18 protein-coding genes are annotated in these 17,756 nt (G+C 71.4%); 5 read left to right on the plus strand and 13 right to left on the minus strand.

The window, feature by feature from the left end; translation table 11 throughout:
- Window positions 1-267: 267 nt before the first annotated feature.
- Genes ACZ3IJ_RS05640 through ACZ3IJ_RS05650 form a run of 3 tightly spaced genes read right to left on the minus strand, consistent with a single transcriptional unit; the run spans window position 268 to window position 2,410 of the window.
- A complete protein-coding gene (locus ACZ3IJ_RS05640) occupies window positions 268-882 on the minus strand; it encodes a TetR/AcrR family transcriptional regulator (protein WP_467466936.1) in 615 nt (204 codons plus the stop codon).
- An 18-nt stretch (window positions 883-900) separates the two neighbouring features.
- Window positions 901-1,341, minus strand: coding sequence for a hypothetical protein (locus tag ACZ3IJ_RS05645; RefSeq protein ID WP_467466406.1), 441 nt, complete (start codon window positions 1,339-1,341; stop codon window positions 901-903).
- Between the two features lie 43 nt (window positions 1,342-1,384).
- Window positions 1,385-2,410 carry an agmatine deiminase family protein gene (locus ACZ3IJ_RS05650; protein ID WP_467466408.1) on the minus strand — a complete coding sequence of 342 codons (1,026 nt, stop codon included), beginning with the start codon at window positions 2,408-2,410 and terminating at the stop codon, window positions 1,385-1,387.
- A gap of 329 nt (window positions 2,411-2,739) precedes the next feature.
- Here ACZ3IJ_RS05650 and ACZ3IJ_RS05655 point away from each other — a divergent pair, with 329 nt between their 5' ends.
- The gene (locus tag ACZ3IJ_RS05655) at window positions 2,740-4,161 is read left to right on the plus strand and encodes a cytosine permease (RefSeq protein WP_467466409.1); all 1,422 of its coding nucleotides are present in this window, start codon (window positions 2,740-2,742) and stop codon (window positions 4,159-4,161) included.
- A 100-nt stretch (window positions 4,162-4,261) separates the two neighbouring features.
- Here ACZ3IJ_RS05655 and ACZ3IJ_RS05660 read toward each other — a convergent pair whose 3' ends face one another.
- The 4 genes from ACZ3IJ_RS05660 to ACZ3IJ_RS05675 all read right to left on the minus strand — a co-directional run bounded on the left by ACZ3IJ_RS05660 (window position 4,262) and on the right by ACZ3IJ_RS05675 (window position 8,018).
- Window positions 4,262-5,350: a branched-chain amino acid aminotransferase gene (locus ACZ3IJ_RS05660; RefSeq protein WP_467466411.1), complete on the minus strand. Its 1,089-nt coding sequence runs from the start codon at window positions 5,348-5,350 to the stop codon at window positions 4,262-4,264.
- Between the two features lie 240 nt (window positions 5,351-5,590).
- Window positions 5,591-6,631: a 3-isopropylmalate dehydrogenase gene (locus ACZ3IJ_RS05665; protein WP_391798290.1), complete on the minus strand. Its 1,041-nt coding sequence runs from the start codon at window positions 6,629-6,631 to the stop codon at window positions 5,591-5,593.
- 150 nt (window positions 6,632-6,781) lie between these two features.
- Window positions 6,782-6,916: a hypothetical protein gene (locus ACZ3IJ_RS05670; protein ID WP_467466413.1), complete on the minus strand. Its 135-nt coding sequence runs from the start codon at window positions 6,914-6,916 to the stop codon at window positions 6,782-6,784.
- Between the two features lie 226 nt (window positions 6,917-7,142).
- Entirely contained in the window at window positions 7,143-8,018 is an 876-nt protein-coding gene (locus tag ACZ3IJ_RS05675; RefSeq protein ID WP_467466415.1) for a LysR family transcriptional regulator, read from the minus strand.
- A gap of 101 nt (window positions 8,019-8,119) precedes the next feature.
- On the opposite strand from ACZ3IJ_RS05675, the gene ACZ3IJ_RS05680 reads away from it, so the two are divergent.
- The 3 genes from ACZ3IJ_RS05680 to ACZ3IJ_RS05690 are packed head-to-tail and all read left to right on the plus strand — an operon-like array spanning window position 8,120 to window position 10,237.
- Window positions 8,120-9,127, plus strand: coding sequence for a zinc-binding dehydrogenase (locus ACZ3IJ_RS05680; protein ID WP_467466416.1), 1,008 nt, complete (start codon window positions 8,120-8,122; stop codon window positions 9,125-9,127).
- Window positions 9,128-9,176: 49 nt separating this feature from the next.
- On the plus strand, window positions 9,177-9,515 hold the full coding sequence (locus ACZ3IJ_RS05685) for a PadR family transcriptional regulator (protein WP_352191223.1): 339 nt from the start codon (window positions 9,177-9,179) through the stop codon (window positions 9,513-9,515).
- Window positions 9,512-10,237, plus strand: coding sequence for a hypothetical protein (locus tag ACZ3IJ_RS05690; protein ID WP_467466417.1), 726 nt, complete (start codon window positions 9,512-9,514; stop codon window positions 10,235-10,237). The genes ACZ3IJ_RS05685 and ACZ3IJ_RS05690 overlap by 4 nt, the downstream gene beginning before the upstream one ends.
- 18 nt (window positions 10,238-10,255) lie before the next feature.
- On the opposite strand, the gene ACZ3IJ_RS05695 is transcribed toward ACZ3IJ_RS05690, so the two are convergent.
- The 4 genes from ACZ3IJ_RS05695 to ACZ3IJ_RS05710 form a co-directional block, all read right to left on the minus strand.
- Window positions 10,256-10,603, minus strand: a complete 348-nt coding sequence (locus tag ACZ3IJ_RS05695; RefSeq protein ID WP_467466418.1) for a hypothetical protein — start codon at window positions 10,601-10,603, stop codon at window positions 10,256-10,258.
- A 52-nt stretch (window positions 10,604-10,655) separates the two neighbouring features.
- Window positions 10,656-10,892, minus strand: coding sequence for a hypothetical protein (locus tag ACZ3IJ_RS05700; protein ID WP_467466420.1), 237 nt, complete (start codon window positions 10,890-10,892; stop codon window positions 10,656-10,658).
- Window positions 10,893-11,020: 128 nt separating this feature from the next.
- A complete protein-coding gene (pruA, locus tag ACZ3IJ_RS05705; RefSeq protein WP_352191227.1) occupies window positions 11,021-12,652 on the minus strand; it encodes an L-glutamate gamma-semialdehyde dehydrogenase in 1,632 nt (543 codons plus the stop codon).
- Between the two features lie 30 nt (window positions 12,653-12,682).
- The gene (locus ACZ3IJ_RS05710; RefSeq protein WP_467466421.1) at window positions 12,683-13,609 is read right to left on the minus strand and encodes a proline dehydrogenase family protein; all 927 of its coding nucleotides are present in this window, start codon (window positions 13,607-13,609) and stop codon (window positions 12,683-12,685) included.
- Between the two features lie 182 nt (window positions 13,610-13,791).
- On the opposite strand from ACZ3IJ_RS05710, the gene ACZ3IJ_RS05715 reads away from it, so the two are divergent.
- Complete coding sequence (locus ACZ3IJ_RS05715) at window positions 13,792-15,141, plus strand: PucR family transcriptional regulator (RefSeq protein WP_467466422.1); 1,350 nt, start codon at window positions 13,792-13,794, stop codon at window positions 15,139-15,141.
- A gap of 164 nt (window positions 15,142-15,305) precedes the next feature.
- Here the strand turns inward: ACZ3IJ_RS05715 and ACZ3IJ_RS05720 are convergent, their stop codons facing one another.
- A complete protein-coding gene (locus ACZ3IJ_RS05720) occupies window positions 15,306-15,887 on the minus strand; it encodes a TetR/AcrR family transcriptional regulator (protein ID WP_467466423.1) in 582 nt (193 codons plus the stop codon).
- Window positions 15,888-15,975: 88 nt separating this feature from the next.
- Window positions 15,976-17,565, minus strand: a complete 1,590-nt coding sequence (serA, locus tag ACZ3IJ_RS05725) for a phosphoglycerate dehydrogenase (RefSeq protein WP_467466424.1) — start codon at window positions 17,563-17,565, stop codon at window positions 15,976-15,978.
- Window positions 17,566-17,756: the final 191 nt, after the last annotated feature.

Genomic DNA, 17,756 nt, shown 5'->3' on the forward strand with positions numbered 1-17,756 from the left:
CCGCGGGGGTGGAGTCGCGGATCAGTGGCCACTGCGGACCGGCGCGCTGCTGCCCATAATCATGGTGGTAGCAAGCACGCCCGCAGTCTGCCACACCCCTGCCGCACGCGGGACGCAGGTCTCAGGATGTGGGCACCCGGTCGGCCGTGCCGCCGGAAGAACGCGTTGGCCGGTGTGACGACCGGCGCGAGCAGCGAGAGACGAGCGAGCGAGCCAGCAGGACCCGGCGTGGGTGTAGCCCGCAACGATCGGGAGGACGTACGTTCGCTACGTTCGCAGGAGCAGGGTTTCGGCGACGAACTCCCCTACGTGCGCGATGACATGATCGCGGCCCGTGCCCGGGATGCCGACCGCGACATGGACGCTGAAGCCGTCGAGCAGGGCCCGCATCCGGGCCGCGTAGCGGTCGGGGTCGACGGGCCGGAACTCCCCGCGCGAGACGCCCTCGGCGATCAGGGCGACCAGGTCGCGGTGCCAGGCGCCCTCGATGGCGGCCTGCCGGCCGCGGGCGTCGTCGTCGGCGTTCTGGGAACGGTTCCAGACCTCCAGCCAGAGGGTCCAGTGGGGGTCGCGGGGGCCGTCGGGGACGTAGACGTCGATGTAGCCGTCGAGCCGCTCGCGTGCGGTCCCGGGCCGAGAGAGCAGCGCGCTGCGCTGGGCTCCGAGCCGCCCCTCGCTCCACTCCAGGGTCTGCAGCAGCAGCTCGTCCTTGGTGCGGAAGTAGTAGAGCAGGTGCCCACTGCTCATCCCGACCTCGCGCCCGAGGCCGGCCATGGTCAGCCCGTCGAGACCGCGCTCGGCGATGGTGTCCATGGCGGCGGCGAGAAGCTCCTCACGCGGAGGCGCGGCGTTGTTGCGTCGCCGGGGTCCGGCGGGACTGATGCGGGTCACTCGTCTGTTCTACCTCACGCCTCCGCCGGCGTTCCGGCCGAACGCCGCCTCCAGGACCGCGGGCAGATCCTCGGCGGGCACGGTCGCCCGCAGCTCCGCGAGCACGGGCCCGAACCGCTCGTCGTCGATCGCCCCGAGGTACTCCTCGCGCAGCCCGCGGATGAGCTCGACGAGTTCGGGCCTCAGCCGCATCCACCCCCGTGACGAGCGGATCTCCGCGTCCACGTGCTCCATGTACCAGCGCAGGACGTCGTACGGAATCCGGTGGTGCCCCGACACGGGGTCGACGGACACGGTCGGCTCCCGGGCCGGGTCCTCGTCGGGGACCACGGCGGTCAGTACGGTCCGGTTCTCGGCGACGTGGTCCAGTTCGAGGTACCAGGCCTCGTCCGGTACGGAGTACAGGATCCGGAGCGCGTAGTCGGCTCCGTCGTGGGAGATCAGCGGCATGGCCGCAGGCTGTCACGAGGCCCGCGGCCGCCGCCAAGGGGTTTCAGACCTTCGGCTGCTGCTGGGTGATGCAGTGGATGCCGCCGCCGCCCGCGAAGATGGGGCGCGCGTCGACCAGCGTGACGATCCGGTCCGGGAAGAGCCGGCGGAAGATGCCCGCCGCGATCTCGTCGTGGGGGTCGTCGAAGCCGCACAGGACCACGCCGCCGTTGCAGAGGTAGTGGTTGATGTACGAGTAGTCCACCCAGTCGCCCTCCTCGTCCTTCAGGACGGTCGGGGCCGGGATCTCGACGACCTCCAGGAGGCGGCCCCGGGCGTCCGTCGAGCGGCTGAGGATGTCGACGTACATCCGTGAGCGCTCGTGGTCCGGGTGGGCCGGGTCCTGCTGGCTGTGGACGACCACGACGCCCGGCTTGGCGAAGGCGGCGACGATGTCGACGTGGCCCTGGGTGCCGTACATGCCGTAGTCGCCGGCGAGGCCGTGCGGGAGCCAGATCGCCTTCGTGGTGCCGAGCTTCGCGTGGATCTCCGCCTCGACCTGCGCGCGGCTCCACTCGGGGTTGCGGCCGGAGCCCAGCTGGACGGTGTCGGTCAGCAGGACCGTTCCCTCCCCGTCGACGTGGATCGCGCCGCCCTCGTTCACGAGCGTGCTGCTCAGCACCGGTACGTCGACGAGGTCGGCGACATGGCGGGCGATCTTGGAGTCGTGCTCCCAGCGGGCCCAGTCCTGGGCGCCCCACCCGTTGAAGACCCAGTCGACGGCGGCCAGCTCGGTGCCGTTCGTGACGAAGGTCGGGCCGATGTCGCGCATCCACGCGTCGTCGAGCTCGCGCTCCACCAGGTCGACCGCGTCGCCGAGCAGGGCGCGCGCGGAGTCCAGCTGGCCGGGGCCGACCACCATCGTGACCGGCTCGAAGCGGCGTACGGCGCGGGCCACGGAGGCCCACGCGGTGCGGGCCTCGGCCAGCTCCTCGTCATCGGTGAACGTGGGGTTGGGGCCGGGCCAGGCCATCCAGGTGCGCTCGTGCGGGGCCCACTCGGCCGGCATGCGGAAGGTCTCGGAGGTCATGGGTCAGGTCCTAGAGGGAGTAGGGCGGTTGAGGGAGACGGACTCGGCCGGTTCGGAGCGGAGCGGGTCGCCGTCCAGCGACACCGGGCCCGTCAGGCCGTCGACCTGGACGCGGCCGCAGGCCCCGTGCCCGGGCGAGCTCCGCTGCGCCGAAGAGCGCCGGCCGGTCTCGTGCCGTGGGGGTCAGTCGCACGTCCACACACCTCCTGTTTGAGCGACACTCTAAACGTTCGGCGCTTCGTAGCCAAGCATTGACGTACGCGTCGGTAGTGGGTCACATTGAGCGCCACTCTAAAACCTGTCCATCCGCTTGCACCGCAGGGAGCCCCATGCCGATCGAACAGCGCGGAGTCGACACCATCCCCGAAGCGGAACGCACCAGCGGTCCGCGAGACCTGCTGGCGATCCTCCTCGGCTCGAACCTCTGCCTCGGAGTGATCGTCTTCGGCTGGCTGCCGGTCTCCTTCGGCCTCGGGCTGTGGGCGTCGGTGACCTCCGTGGTCACCGGCACGCTCGTCGGCGTCGCCGTGACCGCCCCGCTCGCCCTCGTCTCGCTGCGCACCGCGACCAACCTCTCCACCTCCAGCGGCGCCTTCTTCGGCGTCCGCGGCCGGCTGGTCGGCTCGGTCGTGGGGCTGCTGCTCTCGCTCGGGTACACGGCGCTGACGCTGTGGATCGGCGGCGACGTGGTGGTCGGAACGCTCGCCCGGCTGGCCGGCGTACCGACCGGGGACACCACGCACGCGGTGGTGTACGCGGTGCTCGCCGCCTGCACGGTCGTCTTCGCGGTCTTCGGCTACGGCCTGCTGCTCCGGCTCAGCAAGGGGCTCGCGATCGGCATGACCCTGCTGCTCGGCCTCGGGCTCGTCGCCTACGCGGGCGACGTCACCGCCGCCCCGGTGCCCGACACCCCGTATCTGCTCGGCTCGTTCTGGCCGACCTGGGTGCTCTCGGCGGTGGCCGCCGGCCTCAGCGGCCCCGTCGCCTTCATCACCCTGCTCGGCGACTACACCCGCTACATATCCCCCGAGCGGTACAGCCCGAAGACCGTCTGGAGGACCACCTGCGTGGGCCTGGTCCTCGGCCTGCTGATCCCTCAGCTCTTCGGTACGTACACGGCGTTGGCGGCGCGCGGCGCACTGGACTACGCGGGCCCGCTCGTCGCGGCCTCCCCCGCCTGGTACGTGGTGCCGCTGCTCCTCGCGGCGACCGCCGGCACCGTCGGCAACGCGGGTCTGATGCTGTACTCGATGGGCCTGGACCTGGACGCGATCCTGCCGCGGGCGACGCGGGCGCGGGCGACGCTCGTGGTGGCGGCGGTGGCGACGGCCTTCGTCTTCCTCGGCCACTTCGCCTCGGACGCGCAGTCGGCGATGACGTCCTTCGTGCTGCTGCTGACGGCGATCGGTACGCCGTGGGCCGTGATCACGCTGATCGGTCACGCGCGCTGTCGTGGCGCGTACGACCCGGAGGCGCTCCAGGTGTACAACCGCCGGGCGCGGGGCGGCGCGTACTGGTTCTCGGCGGGCTGGCACCCGCGGGCCACGGTCAGCTGGGCGCTGGGCGCGACGGTGGGTCTCGCCTCGGTGTCGACCCCGCTGTACGAGGGGCCGCTGCTCACCCTCACGGGCGGGATCGACTGCAGCTTCGTGCTGTCGGGAGTGGTGGGCGGCGCGCTGTACGCGGCGCTGACGCCGCGGGCGGCGACGGCGCCGACGCCGGCGGCCGAGCCTGACGTGGCCGTCTCCTGAGTGTGCCCCCGGGGAGAACGGACCTGACCGCGCAACGACCCTCGGGGGTGGGCACCCGTCCCGCCCTGCGGAACGACTGCCCACCCCCGGGGAGGCTCGGTCAGCCCAGCTGATGCGTCCAGCCGTGGACGTCCTCGGACCTGCCCGTCTGGATCGCGAGCAGCGCGTCGCGGAGCTTCATCGTGACCTCGCCGGGCTGCCCGCCCGACTGCTGCCACTCTCCGCGCGCCGACTTCACGGTGCCGACGGGCGTGATGACGGCGGCCGTTCCGCAGGCGAAGACCTCGGTGAGCGAGCCGTTCTCGCTGTCGGCCTTCCACTGGTCGATGGAGACGCGGCCCTCCTCGGAGCTGTAGCCGAGGTCCTTGGCGAGCTGGAGGAGCGAGTCACGGGTGATGCCGGCGAGCAGGGAGCCCGTGAGCGTCGGGGTGACGATCCTGTCCCCGTACACGAAGTACAGGTTCATGCCGCCGAGCTCCTCGACCCACTTGTGCTCCACGGCGTCGAGGTACGCGACCTGGTCGCAGCCCTTCCCGGCCGCCTCGGCCTGAGCCAGCAGGGAGGCCGCGTAGTTGCCGCCGGTCTTGGCGTCGCCCATGCCGCCGGGGACGGCGCGGACGCGGTCCTCCGAGAGCCAGATCGAGACCGGCTTCACGCCACCGGGGAAGTACGGTCCGGCGGGCGAGGCGATGACACAGAACAGGTACTCGTTCGCCGGCCGCACACCGAGACCGACCTCGGTCGCGATCATGAACGGACGCAGGTAGAGCGACTCCTCGCCGCCGTGGGCCGGAACCCATGCCTTGTCCTGCTGGACCAGGACGTCACAGGCCTCGATGAAGGTCTCGACGGGCAGCTCCGGCATGGCGAGCCGGCGGGCGGAGGCCTGGAAGCGCCGGGCGTTGGCGTCGGGGCGGAAGGTGGCGACGGTGCCGTCGGGACGGCGGTACGCCTTCAGGCCCTCGAAGATCTCCTGGGCGTAGTGCAGGACGTTCGTGGCCGGGTCGAGCGAGAGCGGGCCGTACGGGACGAGCTGGCCGTCGTGCCAGCCGCGCCCCTCCGTCCAGCGGATGGTCACCATGTGGTCGGTGAAGTGGCGGCCGAATCCGGGGTTGGCCAGGATCGCCTCGCGCTCCGCGTCGGACAGCGGGCTGGAGGAGGGCTTGAGCTCGATCGTGGGCGTCGTCATGAGTGCTAGTCCTTCACCGGTTGTGTGTGACGGACCGCGCTCACGCCGCTATCAGTGCTCTGCTAGGACGTCCGAGCTCTACCGCATGCCGCGGCCCCACGTTCGATTATCGCCCGTGGGGACCGGTGCACGAAACGGTGTGTGGCGCGGTCCAGGGTTTGATGGTGGCACCCTGCGACCGCATAGGTACAGCCGCCGGGTGCTGGTGCGACCCGGCGGCTGTGTGCGTGGCTCGTCGGGTCAGCTCGCTACGCGTACCGCGAGCGCGTCGCCGATCTCGTCCGTCGTACGGACGGAGTCGCCCCGCTCGGTCAGGTCCGCCGCGACGGCGGCCTCGATGCGGGCGGCCTCGGACTCGTAGCCGAGGTGGCGCAGGAGGAGGGCGACGGAGAGCACGGTGGCCGTGGGGTCGGCCTTGCCCTGGCCCGCGATGTCCGGCGCGGAGCCGTGGACGGGCTCGAACATGGACGGGAACTCGCCGCTCGGGTTGATGTTGCCCGAGGCGGCGACGCCGATGCCGCCGGAGACGGCCGCGGCCAGGTCGGTGATGATGTCGCCGAAGAGGTTGTCGGTGACGATCACGTCGAACCGCTCGGGCTGCGTGACGAGGAAGATCGTCGCCGCGTCCACGTGCAGGTAGTCGGTGGTGACCTCGGGGAACTCCTCGGCCACCTTGTTGAAGATGTTGGTCCAGAGGTGGCCCGCGTACGCCAGGACGTTGTTCTTGTGGACCAGCGTCAGCTTCTTGCGCGGGCGGGCCTGGGCGCGGGCGAAGGCGTCGCGGACGACGCGCTCGACACCGAAGGCCGTGTTGACGGAGACCTCGGTGGCGACCTCGTGCGGGGTGCCGGTGCGGATCGAGCCGCCGTTGCCGGTGTACGGGCCCTCGGTGCCCTCGCGGACCACGATGAAGTCGATCTCGGGCTGGCCCTTGAGCGGGGTGGACACACCCGGGAGCAGCTTCGAAGGACGCAGGTTGACGTGGTGGTCGAAGAGGAAGCGGAGCTTCAGCAGGAAGCCGCGCTCCAGCACGCCGGACGGGACCGAGGGGTCGCCGATCGCGCCGAGCAGGATCGCGTCGTGCTGCTTGAGGGCCTCGACGTCGGCGTCGGTGAGGGTCTCACCGGTCGCGTGGTAGCGCTTGGCGCCGAAGTCGAACTCCTTCGTCTCCAGCTTCACGTCCTGCGGGAGCGCGGCAGCGAGGACCTTGAGGCCCTGGGCCACGACTTCCTGTCCGATGCCGTCGCCGGGAATGACTGCGAGATTGATGCTGTGAGACATGTCGGCACCCTACTCCTCGTCCCACCGTCTGACATTCGAAGTCCATCATGTGGACGCGGGCGTGTTCTCCGCAGGCAGGCGTCCGCGCTCGCCGGGAGCGGCGAGCGCGTCGACCGCCTCCGAGGCCGGACGTACGGCCCCGGCGTCGCGTCAGTGCCCGGTGGAGCCGCCGTTGTCGCGGCGGTCGAGGGCGCGCTGGAGGGCGGCGGCGGCGTTCTTGCGGGCGTCGTCGCCGGTGGGGCGGACGACGGAGTGGCGGACACGGCGGGTGGTCTCAGCGGCCATGGGGGATCGACTCCTTGAGATCAGTGATGATCCGAGATCAGTGGTGATCGAAGGCGCCGGAAGGGGCGGGGAGCGGGCCCGCAGGGGTTGCCTGCACGGGGGCATCGCGCTCACGACCGCCATTCGCTGATGGAGCGAGACGTTCGGCTCCTACAAAGCTAGGACAGGCGGCCGCATCTGTCTCCACAATTACTCGGACTTCCTACTATCTGAGACGGCGCTCGACTCACACCGACTGCCGGACGGCCCGCAGCTCCCGGACGAGCGCCCGCACCGCGAGGGATTGCGCCAGTTCAGGGGTGGTGACATAGCCGACGGTCCGGGTCGGCCGCTCCGGGCCGAGATCGGTGATCTCCACCGAGGGCGGTGCTCCGATCAGGGAGAGTTCCGGCATCACGGCCATGCCGAAACCACTGCTCACCATCGAGAGCACCGCTCCGTCGTCCTCGGCCTCCACGGTCGCCGCCGGCAGCCACTCCTGCTCCGCCCACCATCGCCGGGTGTAGGAGGTGCAGTTCTCCGCCCAGTCGACGAGCGGCAGCGAGCGCGGCGCCGGATGCCCGGCAGGGTGCACCAGCGCGTACGCCTCCTCGACCAGCACACCCCCGACGAGCTGCGGCGGTACGGGAGAGGTCGTCCCGATCGTCGCGATGCCGAGGTCCGCCCGCCCGTCCAGGACTTCGCCGGCCGTCCCCCGCCCCACCTCCCGGACGATCCGCACCTCCGGGACCACGTCGGGGTACCGGGCGGCGAGCCGCTCCAGGGCGCGCGGCAGCAGATGCAGGGCGGCGCTGCGGAAGGCGGCGATCCGCAGCGGTCCGGCGACGGTGCCGCTCTCGGCCCCGCGCACCTCCGCGGCCATCAGCTCCAGGAGCCGCAGCACCCGCCGGGCATGGGCGAGGGCCCGCTCCCCGGCGGCGGTGGGCGTGGCGCCGGTCCGCCCCCGGTCGAAGAGAACCGCGCCGAGCTTGCGCTCACTGGTCCGTACGGAGTGGGAGACGGCGGACTGGGTCGTACCGAGCGCCCGGGCGGCGGCGGAGAAGCCCCGCTCGCTCCCGACGGCGAGGAGGACGCGCAACTCGTGCGGCGCGAGGTCGGTCATCGGGGCTTCCACCTCGGAGTATGAGGAACTTCGATGGATCGGGGCGATCCATCGGAGCAACCTACTGCCCGGGCTCCGGATTCCTTCCTACGGTCTCCCCCATGACGCACAGCACCATGATCGCCGTCCATCAGACCGCCCGCCCCGACGGTTTCCCCACCGCCGCCCACTTCGCCTTCGTGGAGTCACCGGTCCCCTCCCCGGCGCCCGGCACCGCGCTCGTCGAGAACCTCCTCTGGTCCGTGGACCCGTACCACCGCGAGGCGATGGACGGGGACTTCCTGTGGACGCTCGACTCGCCCATGGAGGGCCGCACCCTGGGCCGCGTCCTGGACTCCCGCACCCCCGCGCTCTCCGCCGGCGACCTGGTCCTGCACCGCAAGGGCTGGCGGACGCACTCCCTCGTCACACCCGGCGAGGTGCGCGCCGTCCCCGCCTTCGAGGGCGTACCGCTCACGGCGCATCTGAGCGTATTGGGCGGCACGGGCCTCTCGGCCTACGTCGGCCTGACCCGGATCGCCCGGCTCCAGCCGGGCGAGGACCTGTTCGTCTCGGCCGCCGCGGGCGGGGTCGGCACGGCGGCCGGCCGCTTCGCCCGGCTGCTGGGGGCCGGGCGGCTCGTCGGCAGCGCGGGGTCGGCCCGGAAGGTCGCGTACCTGACGGAGGAGGCGGGCTTCGACGCGGCCTTCGACTACCACGACGGGCCGGTGGCGGAACTGCTCGCGAAGGCGGCGCCCGAGGGGCTTGACGCGGTGCTCGACGGGGTGGGCGGGGACCATCTGGAGGCGGCGATCGCCTCGCTGCGCGAGCACGGGCGGATCGCCTGGGTCGGCGCGGTCGCGCAGTACCACGCGCTCTCCGCGCCCCCGCCGGCCCCGCGCAACCTCTTCGACGTGGTGGAGAAGAGCATCCGCCTCGAGGGCTTCCTGGTCGCCCGTCACTCCGACGCGCAGCAGGAGTTGTACGACTTCGCCGTGCCACATCTGCGGAGCGGGCGGCTGCCGGTGGACGTGACGGTGGTGGAGGGCTTCGAGCACATCGTGGACGCGTTCCTGGGGATGCTGCGCGGCGAGAACATCGGAAAGATGCTGGTGTCCCGATCCAGCTAGCATCACCATCTAGGTTGCATACCTACCTAGCTGGTGATGGAATACAGCCATGGCCGCAGACCGCAGATCAAGTTGGCTCAAGGGCGTCCTGGACCTCCTCGTCCTCTCCTGCCTCACGGAGGGCGAGAGCTACGGCTACGAGATCTCCAAGGCGCTCGCCGAGGCGGGGCTCGGGGAGATCAAGGGCGGGACCCTCTATCCCGTACTGAACCGGCTGGAGGAGGCCGGGCTGGTGGAGGCCGAGTTCCGGGCCGCGGAGCGGGGGCCGGGGCGCCGCTACTACCGCCTCACGGAGCAGGGCCGGAGCCACCTCACCACCGAGAGCGGGGCGTGGCTGACCTTCCACACCGCCGTACAGACCATGCTGAAGACCGGGGGAACACGATGAACACCGAGCCGAGCGCGTACTTCGACGAGCTGACCGCCGCGCTGCGCGGGGCAGGCGTACCGGCGGAGCAGATCGCCTCCACCGTCGCCGAGTTGCGCGGCCACCTGGCCGACACGGGCACGTCGCCGGAGGAGGAGTTCGGCCCGGCCGCCGGCTTCGCGGCGCGACTGGGCGGAACGGCGCCGGTGGCGGCCGAGCCCGCAGAGCGGGCCGAGACCTGGCTCTGGACGGCGGACATCTACAACGACCGGCGCCTGCTCGCCCTCCACGGCGACCAGGGCTGGGAGGTCGAAGGACTCGACACGCTCGGCCGGTTCATGTGCCGGCGCGTACCCGGGGCCGCGCTGCGCTGGGAGTACCGCCGCGAGCTGATCAACGGGAAGCGGCGCGACGAGGTGCTGGACCGGCTGACACCGGAGGGGTGGGAGCTGTGCGGCGAGTGGATGCTCTTCGCCTACTTCAAGCGCCCGAAGGCGGCGAGCGAGGGGCCGGCCGCGGCGCTCGACACGCTGCCCGAGCGGCCCGGCCGCTGGCTCTTCCTCAGCCGCAAGGGCAAGGCCCTGCTCGCGGTCTGGCTGCTCATGGTCCTCGCCGCGACCGCGGCGACCACGGTCGGCGCCTTCGACCTGCCGCCCTACACGGCGCTCTTCGCCGCGCTGTTCGGCATGGCGGGCGCGGTGATCGGCCTGCGCCGGGACGCCGCCAAGGGCTGTCAGGGCTGACCCCGACACCACGGAGGATCAGGAGATGATCGATTCCTGGACGCAGGGCGCGAACCGGTCCAGGCCGAGGGCTTCGGTGAACTCGGCCGTGACGGCGGCCAGTTCGGCACCGGTCACCGCGATGATCGCCTGCCGGAGGCCCCGGACCGGGGAGCCCGTGCGCTCCGTCCGCTCGCTCGACGGCATCAGACGGCAGGGCGAGACGGGCGTCCCGGCCGAGTTCCGCGACCCGCTCAGCCCCGACACCTGGCACCACGGCGCCGCCCCGATGGCCCGGGACGGCCAGGACGCGAGGCCTTCCTCGGCGACCTTCCCGACGCGGAGGTCCACCTGCTGCCGACGGGCCACTCCGCCCTGGAGAGGCACGCGCCGCGGATCGTCGAGCTGATCGCGGACTTCCTCGCGCGGCGCGTCCCCGTCAGGCCGTGGCCTTCTCCAGATCGCGGACCATCCGCTCCATCCAGTCGGTGAACTCCGCTCGACCGCGCGCCTCGTCCCCGCACATCGCCGCGACCTGTGCATCGGTGATCCGGTCCGGTCCCGACACGGTCAGCAGCCGGTGCAGCTCCTTCATCAGGGACGTCATACGCAGTGCGTCGAGGTGGTCGATCGCGTCGACCCCGTGCCCGGGGCCGAGCGTCGTCGAACCAGGCATGTCGTACCTCCTCGCCGAGCCCCCTCCCAGCAGCGTAAACCCCCCGCATGAGAACCGCCCCCGTCCTGGTTTGGGGGTCCAGGAGGGGGGCGGTGTCAGGGGTGGGCCTCAGGGAGGCCCAGGGGGCGTCAGCCCATGTGGGGGTAGCCGTACTCGGTCGGCGGGACCAGCGTCTCCTTGATCGCGCGGGTCAGCGTCCAGCGCATCAGGTTCTGCGGGGCGCCCGCCTTGTCGTTCGTACCCGAGGCACGGCCGCCGCCGAAGGGCTGCTGGCCGACGACGGCACCGGTCGACTTGTCGTTGATGTAGAAGTTGCCCGCGGCGAAGCGGAGCTTCTCCATCGTGTACGCCGTGGCGGCACGGTCGCCGGAGATGACCGAGCCGGTCAGCGCGTAGTCCGAGGCCGACTCCATCTGGGTCAGCATCTCGTCGTACTTGTCGTCCTCGTAGACGTGGATCGCGAGGATCGGGCCGAAGTACTCGGTCGTGAAGACCTCGTTCTCCGGGTCGGTGCACTCGATGACGGTCGGGCGGACGAAGTAGCCCTCCGAGTCGTCGTAGGTGCCACCGGCGACGATCGTGCAGGTCTCGTCGGCCTTCGCACGGTCGATCGCGGCCTTGTTCTTGGCGAACGACCGCTCGTCGATGACGGCGCCGATGAAGTTCGTCAGGTCGGTGACGTCACCCATCTTGATGCCGTCGACCTCGGCCGCGAACTCCTCCTTGAAGCCCGAGTTCCAGAGGGAGGCCGGGACGTACGCACGCGAGGACGCGGAGCACTTCTGGCCCTGGAACTCGAAGGAGCCGCGGGTCAGCGCGGTCTTCAGGATCGCGCGGTCGGCGCTCGGGTGGGCGACGACGAAGTCCTTGCCGCCCGTCTCGCCGACGATCCGCGGGTAGGAGCGGTACGACTCGATGTTGTTGCCGACCGTCTTCCACAGGTGCTGGAAGGTCTTGGTCGAGCCGGTGAAGTGGATGCCGGCCAGGTCGCGGTGGTTCAGGGCCACCTCGGAGACGGCGATGCCGTCGCCGGTCACCAGGTTGATGACGCCCTTCGGCAGACCGGCCTCCTCCAGGAGCTCCATGAGGAGCACGGCGGAGTGGGTCTGGGTCGGGGACGGCTTCCAGACCACCACGTTGCCCATGAGGGCCGGGGCGGTGGGCAGGTTGCCCGCGATGGCGGTGAAGTTGAAGGGCGTGATCGCGTAGACGAAGCCCTCGAGCGGGCGGTGGTCGAGGCGGTTCCACACGCCGGGCGAGTTCGCCGGCGGCTGCTCGGCCAGGATCTGGCGGGCGTACGCCACGTTGAAGCGCCAGAAGTCGACGAGCTCGCAGGGGGTGTCGATCTCGGCCTGCTGCGCGGTCTTGGACTGGCCCAGCATCGTGGAGGCGGCCAGCGTCTCGCGCCAGGGGCCGGCGAGCAGCTCGGCGGCGCGCAGGATGATCGCGGCGCGGTCGTCGAAGGACATCGCGCGCCAGGCCGGGGCAGCGGCCAGGGCGGCGTCGATGGCGTCCTGGGCGTCCTGCTGCGTGGCACCGGCGAAGGTACCGATGACGGACTTGTGGTTGTGCGGCTGCACGACGTCGACACGCTCGCCGCCGCCCATGCGCTTGACGCCGCCGATGGTCATCGGCAGGTCGCGCGGGTTGTCGGCCAGCTCCTTGAGCTTGGCCTCCAGACGGGCACGCTCGGCGGAACCGGGGGCGTAGCTGTGCACCGGCTCGTTGACCGGAGCGGGGACCTGGGTCACAGCGTCCATGAGTCTCGTAACTCCTTTTGAGGGGTGGGCTCAGCCCTTGGTGAGGATGGAGCGGACGAAGAAGAGGAGGTTGGCCGGCTTCTCCGCGAGGCGGCGCATGAAGTAGCCGTACCAGTCGGTGCCGTACGCGGTGTAGACACGCATGCGGTGTCCCTCGGCGGCGAGGCGGTTCTGCTCCTCGCTGCGGATGCCGTACAGCATCTGGAACTCGTACTCGTCCAGCTTGCGCCCCGCGCGGCGGGCGAGCTCCTGTCCGACGGAGATCAGACGGGGGTCGTGGGAGCCGATCATCGGGTAGCCCTCGCCCTCCATCAGGATCTTCATGATCCGGACGTAGGCCTTGTCGATCTCGGGCTTGTCCTGGATGGCGACGGAGGCGGGCTCCTTGTAGGCGCCCTTCACGATCCGGACGCGGGAGCCGTTCGCGGCGAGGCGGCGGGCGTCCTCCTCCGTGCGGAAGAGGTACGCCTGGATGACACAGCCGGTCTGCGGGAAGTCCTTCCGCAGCTCCTCGTGGATGGCGAACATCGAGTCGAGGGTGGTGTGGTCCTCGGCGTCCAGGGTGACCGTGGTGCCGATCTCGGCGGCGGCCGCGACGACGGGGCGGACGTTGGCGAGGGCGAGCTCGTGGCCGCCCTCCAGTGCCTGGCCGAACATCGAGAGCTTGACGGACATCTCGGCGCGCTCGCCGAGGCCCAGCTCCTTCAGGCGGCCGATGAGCTCCAGGTAGGCGTCACGCGCGGCGTGGGACTGCTCGACGGTGGTGATGTCCTCACCGACGACGTCGAGGGTGACCTCCAGGCCGCGGCCCGTGATGTCCTGGACGATCGGGATGACGTGGTCGACCGTCTCACCGGCGATGAACCGGTCCACGACCTGCTTGGTCCCGGGGGCGGCCGACACGAAACGGCGCATCTTGTCGCTGCGGGACGCGGCGAGGATCACGGGACCCAGCACGGGGACCTCCAGAAGGGCAGGGTGACGAAGGGTGCCTACCCGAACTTTCGTAAGCAATCGGGAACAGCACGGAGAACCACCGTGAAACCTAAGGATCGCTCCGATCCTCTGCCATCGACAGCTGTCACGCATCCGTGCGCGGCATCTCATACACATGTCTGAAGGGGTGCGAGAATGGCGCCGTGAAGGGCGATTACCAAGAACTGGTGGACGAGATCTCCGCGCTTCTGGGAGCGCCGGCGACGCTGGAGAACCGTGACTTCGGGCTGATCGCCTTCGGCGCCCACGACAGCGACGACGACGCGGCCATGGACCCGGTCCGGACGCGCTCGATCCTGACGCGGAAGTCGACCCCGGCGGTCCGCGCCTGGTTCGAGGGCTTCGGCATCACCCGGGCGACGGGCCCGGTCCGCATCCCGGCCGCCCCGGACGCCGGGGTGTTCCGGGACCGGATCTGTCTTCCCGTACGGCATCGGGGCGTCGTCCTCGGGTACGTCTGGCTGCTGGACGCCGAGCCCCATCCCACGCACGCCCAGCTCACGGCGGCCATGGAGGTCGCCACCCGGATCGGCGGCCTGCTCGCGGACGAGGAGCGCGCGGGCTCGGACCTCTCGCGCGAGCTGCGGGCGGCCCTGACGGCGGAGCGCGGCTGGCAGTACGACATGGCGCTCACGGCCCTGCGTACGGCCCTGGGCCCGGACGCGGACGGGCTGCACGCGATGGTGTGCGTGGCGCCCTGGCCGGGCGAGGACAGCCCGTCGCCCCGCACGGTCCCGGCCGCCGCGGCGCTCTGCACCGTGCCGTGGCACCTCCCGGCGGGCCCTGCGGGGCGAGCCGCGGGCACGGAGCCGGGCGGAGGCCCGGACGCGCGCGGGGGCCGGGCCACCGGCGGAGGCACGGACGCGCGCGGGGGCCGGGTCACGGGCGGAGGCAGGGAGGTGCGCGGAGGCCGGGCCTCGGGCGGGGGCGCGCAGGCGCGCGGCGGTCAGGAGGCGGAGGGTGTGGCCGCGGGGCTCGGCGGCGAGGGTGTCCGAGCGCTCGGCGTGCTCGTGCGGCTGCGGGCCGCGGACAACCTCGCGCCCGCCGCCTCCGCCGCCGGGCGGCTGCGGGACACCGCGGGCGCCGGGGCCGTCGCGGGCGTCGCGCTCCCGCGCCGGGGGCTCGCCGACCTGGACACCGCCTGGCGCGAGGCCTCGGCGGGCGCGCGGGCGGCGACGGCCCAGCCGGCGCTCGGGCCGCTCGCCGAGTGGTCCGCGATCGGGCCGTACCGCCTGCTCACCGCACTCCCCCGGACCGCCCCGGACCCCGCGCTCCGCGATCTGCTCACGGCCGCGCACAGCGAACTGGCCCACACCGCCGAGGTGTTCCTCGACCACGCGGGCCAGGCGGGCCGCACGGCCGCGGCGCTCGGCATCCACCGTCAGACGCTCTACTACCGCCTCTCCCGCGTCGAGCAGCTGACGGGTCTCGACCTGGACGCGGGCGAGGACCGCCTGCTGCTCCACATGGCACTCAAGGCGGCGAAGCTGTAGTCACCTTTCGGCTTTCCCTCCCCCGGGTATTTCTCAGGGATCCACGGGGGTGTTCTCGGGGCCGTCCCGGGACGGTCCCGCGCTCGTACCGTCGAAAGCCCGCTGAGCGAGGCGGCCGAGGCCATCAGCTACCTGGAGATCGAGCACGCGCGCGAAGGTCGTCGTCAGTTCCCCTCCCCCATCAGCACCTTGAGCCCCGCGGTGAGGTCGTCGGCCGTGGGGGCCGTCTCCGGGTCCACCATCCACTGGATCATCACGCCCGTCGCCAGGGCCTGACAGAGCAGCCCCGCGACCCGGGCCCTCTCCGGGTCGGCCTCCGGGTCCAGGCCGAGGAACATCTCGGCCATCCCCAGCCGCCCCTCGCGCTGCGGGTCCTTGATGGCCTCGCGGAGCTTCTCGTCGTCGTCCAGGCGGGTGACGACCTCGGTCTGGAGCTTCCAGACCGGGCGGCTGGCGTCGGCGGCGGCGATGACCTGATCCCAGACGGCGTGGAAGCGCTCGTACGGGTCGGCGGGGAGCGTCGTGCCGTCCTCACCGCTCCCGGCCGTGCCCACCCGGTTGCCCCACTCCTCGGTGAGCGCGAGGAACGCCTGCTGGAGCAGAGCCTCCTTGGAGCCGTAGTGGTAGCCGATGGAGGCCAGGTTGGTGCCCGAGGCGGCGACGATGTCGCGGGCCGTGGTGCGGGCGTACCCCTTCTCCAGGAGGCAGCGCTTGGCGCCGTCCAGCAGGTCTTCCTTGTGTCCCATGACAGCACTGTACCCGGCGGCTAGACAATCGTGTAAGACGATCGTCTAGCCACCGGGTATGGAGGTCCGGGCCTGACCCGGACCGGGATCAGACCAGGTTGACCGAGCGGGCCGACGCCGCGCCGATCTCCTCCGAGATCTCCGCGAGCACCGCCGACGGGACGGTGTCGTCCACGGTGAGCACGACGAGCGCCTCGCCGCCCTCCTCCGCGCGCGCCACCTGCATGCCCGCGATGTTCAGACCGGCCTCGCCGAGGATGCGGCCCACGGTGCCGACGACGCCCGGGCGGTCCTCGTAGCGCAGGACCACCATGTGGTCGGCGAGCGCCACGTCCACGTCGTAGTCGCCGACGGCGACGATCTTCTGGAGGTGCTTGGGTCCCGCCAGCGTGCCGGAGACCGCGACCTCCTCGCCGCTCGACAGCGTGCCGCGCACGGTGACGACGTTGCGGTGGTCGGGCGACTCGCTGGAGGTCGTCAGACGGACCTCGACACCGCGCTCCTGCGCGAACAGCGGGGCGTTGACGTACGAGACGGTCTCGTCGACGACGTCCTCGAACACGCCCTTGAGCGCGGAGAGTTCGAGCACCTTGACGTCGTGCTGGGTGATCTCGCCGTACACCTCGACGTCGAGCCGCGCCGCGACCTCGCCCGCGAGCGCGGTGAAGATCCGGCCGAGCTTCTCGGCGAGCGGCAGACCCGGCTTGACGTCCTCGGCGATGACACCGCCCTGGACGTTGACCGCGTCCGGGACCAGCTCGCCGGCGAGCGCGAGGCGCACCGAGCGGGCGACCGCGATACCGGCCTTCTCCTGGGCCTCGTCCGTGGACGCGCCGAGGTGCGGGGTGCAGACGACCTGGTCGAGCTCGAAGAGCGGGGAGTCCGTGCAGGGCTCCTTCGCGTACACGTCGAGACCCGCGCCGGCGACCCGGCCCTCCTTGAGCGCCGAGTACAGCGCCTCCTCGTCCACGATCCCGCCGCGCGCGGCGTTGACGATGCGGACGGACGGCTTGACCTTGTGCAGGGCCTCGTCGCCGATGAGACCGAGGGTCTCGGGAGTCTTCGGCAGGTGGACGGTGATGAAGTCGGCGACCTCCAGGAGCTCGTCCAGGGCCAGCAGCTTCACCCCCATCTGCGCGGCGCGGGCGGGCTGCACGTAGGGGTCGTACGCGACGATCTTCATGCCGAACGCGGACATCCGCTGGGCGACCAGGACACCGATGCGGCCGAGGCCGACGACGCCGAGGGTCTTCTCGCTGAGCTCGACACCCGTGTACTTCGAGCGCTTCCACTCGCCGTTCTTCAGCGCGGTGTTGGCCTGCGGGATGTTGCGCGCGGTGGCGACGAGCAGACCGCACGCGAGCTCGGCGGCGGTGACGATGTTGGAGGTCGGGGCGTTCACGACCATCACGCCGGCCTTGGTGGCGGCGGAGACGTCGACGTTGTCCAGGCCGACACCGGCCCGGGCCACGACCCGGAGCTTGTTCGCGGCGGCGATGGCCTCCGCGTCGACCTTGGTGGCGGAGCGGACCAGGATCGCGTCCACGTCGGCGATGGCGGGGAGGAGCTCGGCGCGGTCCGCGCCGTTGCAGTGCCGGATCTCGAAGTCCGGGCCCAGTGCGTCGACGGTGGCGGGCGACAGCTCTTCAGCGATGAGTACGACGGGTTTCGAGCTCACGTGAGTCCTCACAGATCCAGTGCGGACGGCCGTCCCGACGGCCGCAGGCGGTGGAGGGGGCTTGCCGCGTGAAAGCGCACGACGCTGTGGGCCTGAACGCGAATGTTGTTGAGCAGTGTAGTGGTGCGTCGGCGCCGATCATGCGCCTCGTTGGAAGGATCACCCGTCCGTGGTTGGACGGCCTGTCCAAC

Source organism: Streptomyces sp. NPDC013317 (genome assembly GCF_055563155.1).

Coding starts and splice junctions, on each gene's coding strand:
- ACZ3IJ_RS05645 (WP_467466406.1), bottom strand. CDS start 1,341: ATGCCGCTGATCTCCCACGACGGAGCCGACTACGCGCTCCGGATCCTG.
- ACZ3IJ_RS05650 (WP_467466408.1), bottom strand. CDS start 2,410: ATGACCTCCGAGACCTTCCGCATGCCGGCCGAGTGGGCCCCGCACGAG.
- ACZ3IJ_RS05655 (WP_467466409.1), top strand. CDS start 2,740: ATGCCGATCGAACAGCGCGGAGTCGACACCATCCCCGAAGCGGAACGC.
- ACZ3IJ_RS05660 (WP_467466411.1), bottom strand. CDS start 5,350: ATGACGACGCCCACGATCGAGCTCAAGCCCTCCTCCAGCCCGCTGTCC.
- ACZ3IJ_RS05665 (WP_391798290.1), bottom strand. CDS start 6,631: ATGTCTCACAGCATCAATCTCGCAGTCATTCCCGGCGACGGCATCGGA.
- ACZ3IJ_RS05670 (WP_467466413.1), bottom strand. CDS start 6,916: ATGGCCGCTGAGACCACCCGCCGTGTCCGCCACTCCGTCGTCCGCCCC.
- ACZ3IJ_RS05675 (WP_467466415.1), bottom strand. CDS start 8,018: ATGACCGACCTCGCGCCGCACGAGTTGCGCGTCCTCCTCGCCGTCGGG.
- ACZ3IJ_RS05680 (WP_467466416.1), top strand. CDS start 8,120: ATGACGCACAGCACCATGATCGCCGTCCATCAGACCGCCCGCCCCGAC.
- ACZ3IJ_RS05685 (WP_352191223.1), top strand. CDS start 9,177: ATGGCCGCAGACCGCAGATCAAGTTGGCTCAAGGGCGTCCTGGACCTC.
- ACZ3IJ_RS05690 (WP_467466417.1), top strand. CDS start 9,512: ATGAACACCGAGCCGAGCGCGTACTTCGACGAGCTGACCGCCGCGCTG.
- ACZ3IJ_RS05700 (WP_467466420.1), bottom strand. CDS start 10,892: ATGCCTGGTTCGACGACGCTCGGCCCCGGGCACGGGGTCGACGCGATC.
- pruA (WP_352191227.1), bottom strand. CDS start 12,652: ATGGACGCTGTGACCCAGGTCCCCGCTCCGGTCAACGAGCCGGTGCAC.
- ACZ3IJ_RS05720 (WP_467466423.1), bottom strand. CDS start 15,887: ATGGGACACAAGGAAGACCTGCTGGACGGCGCCAAGCGCTGCCTCCTG.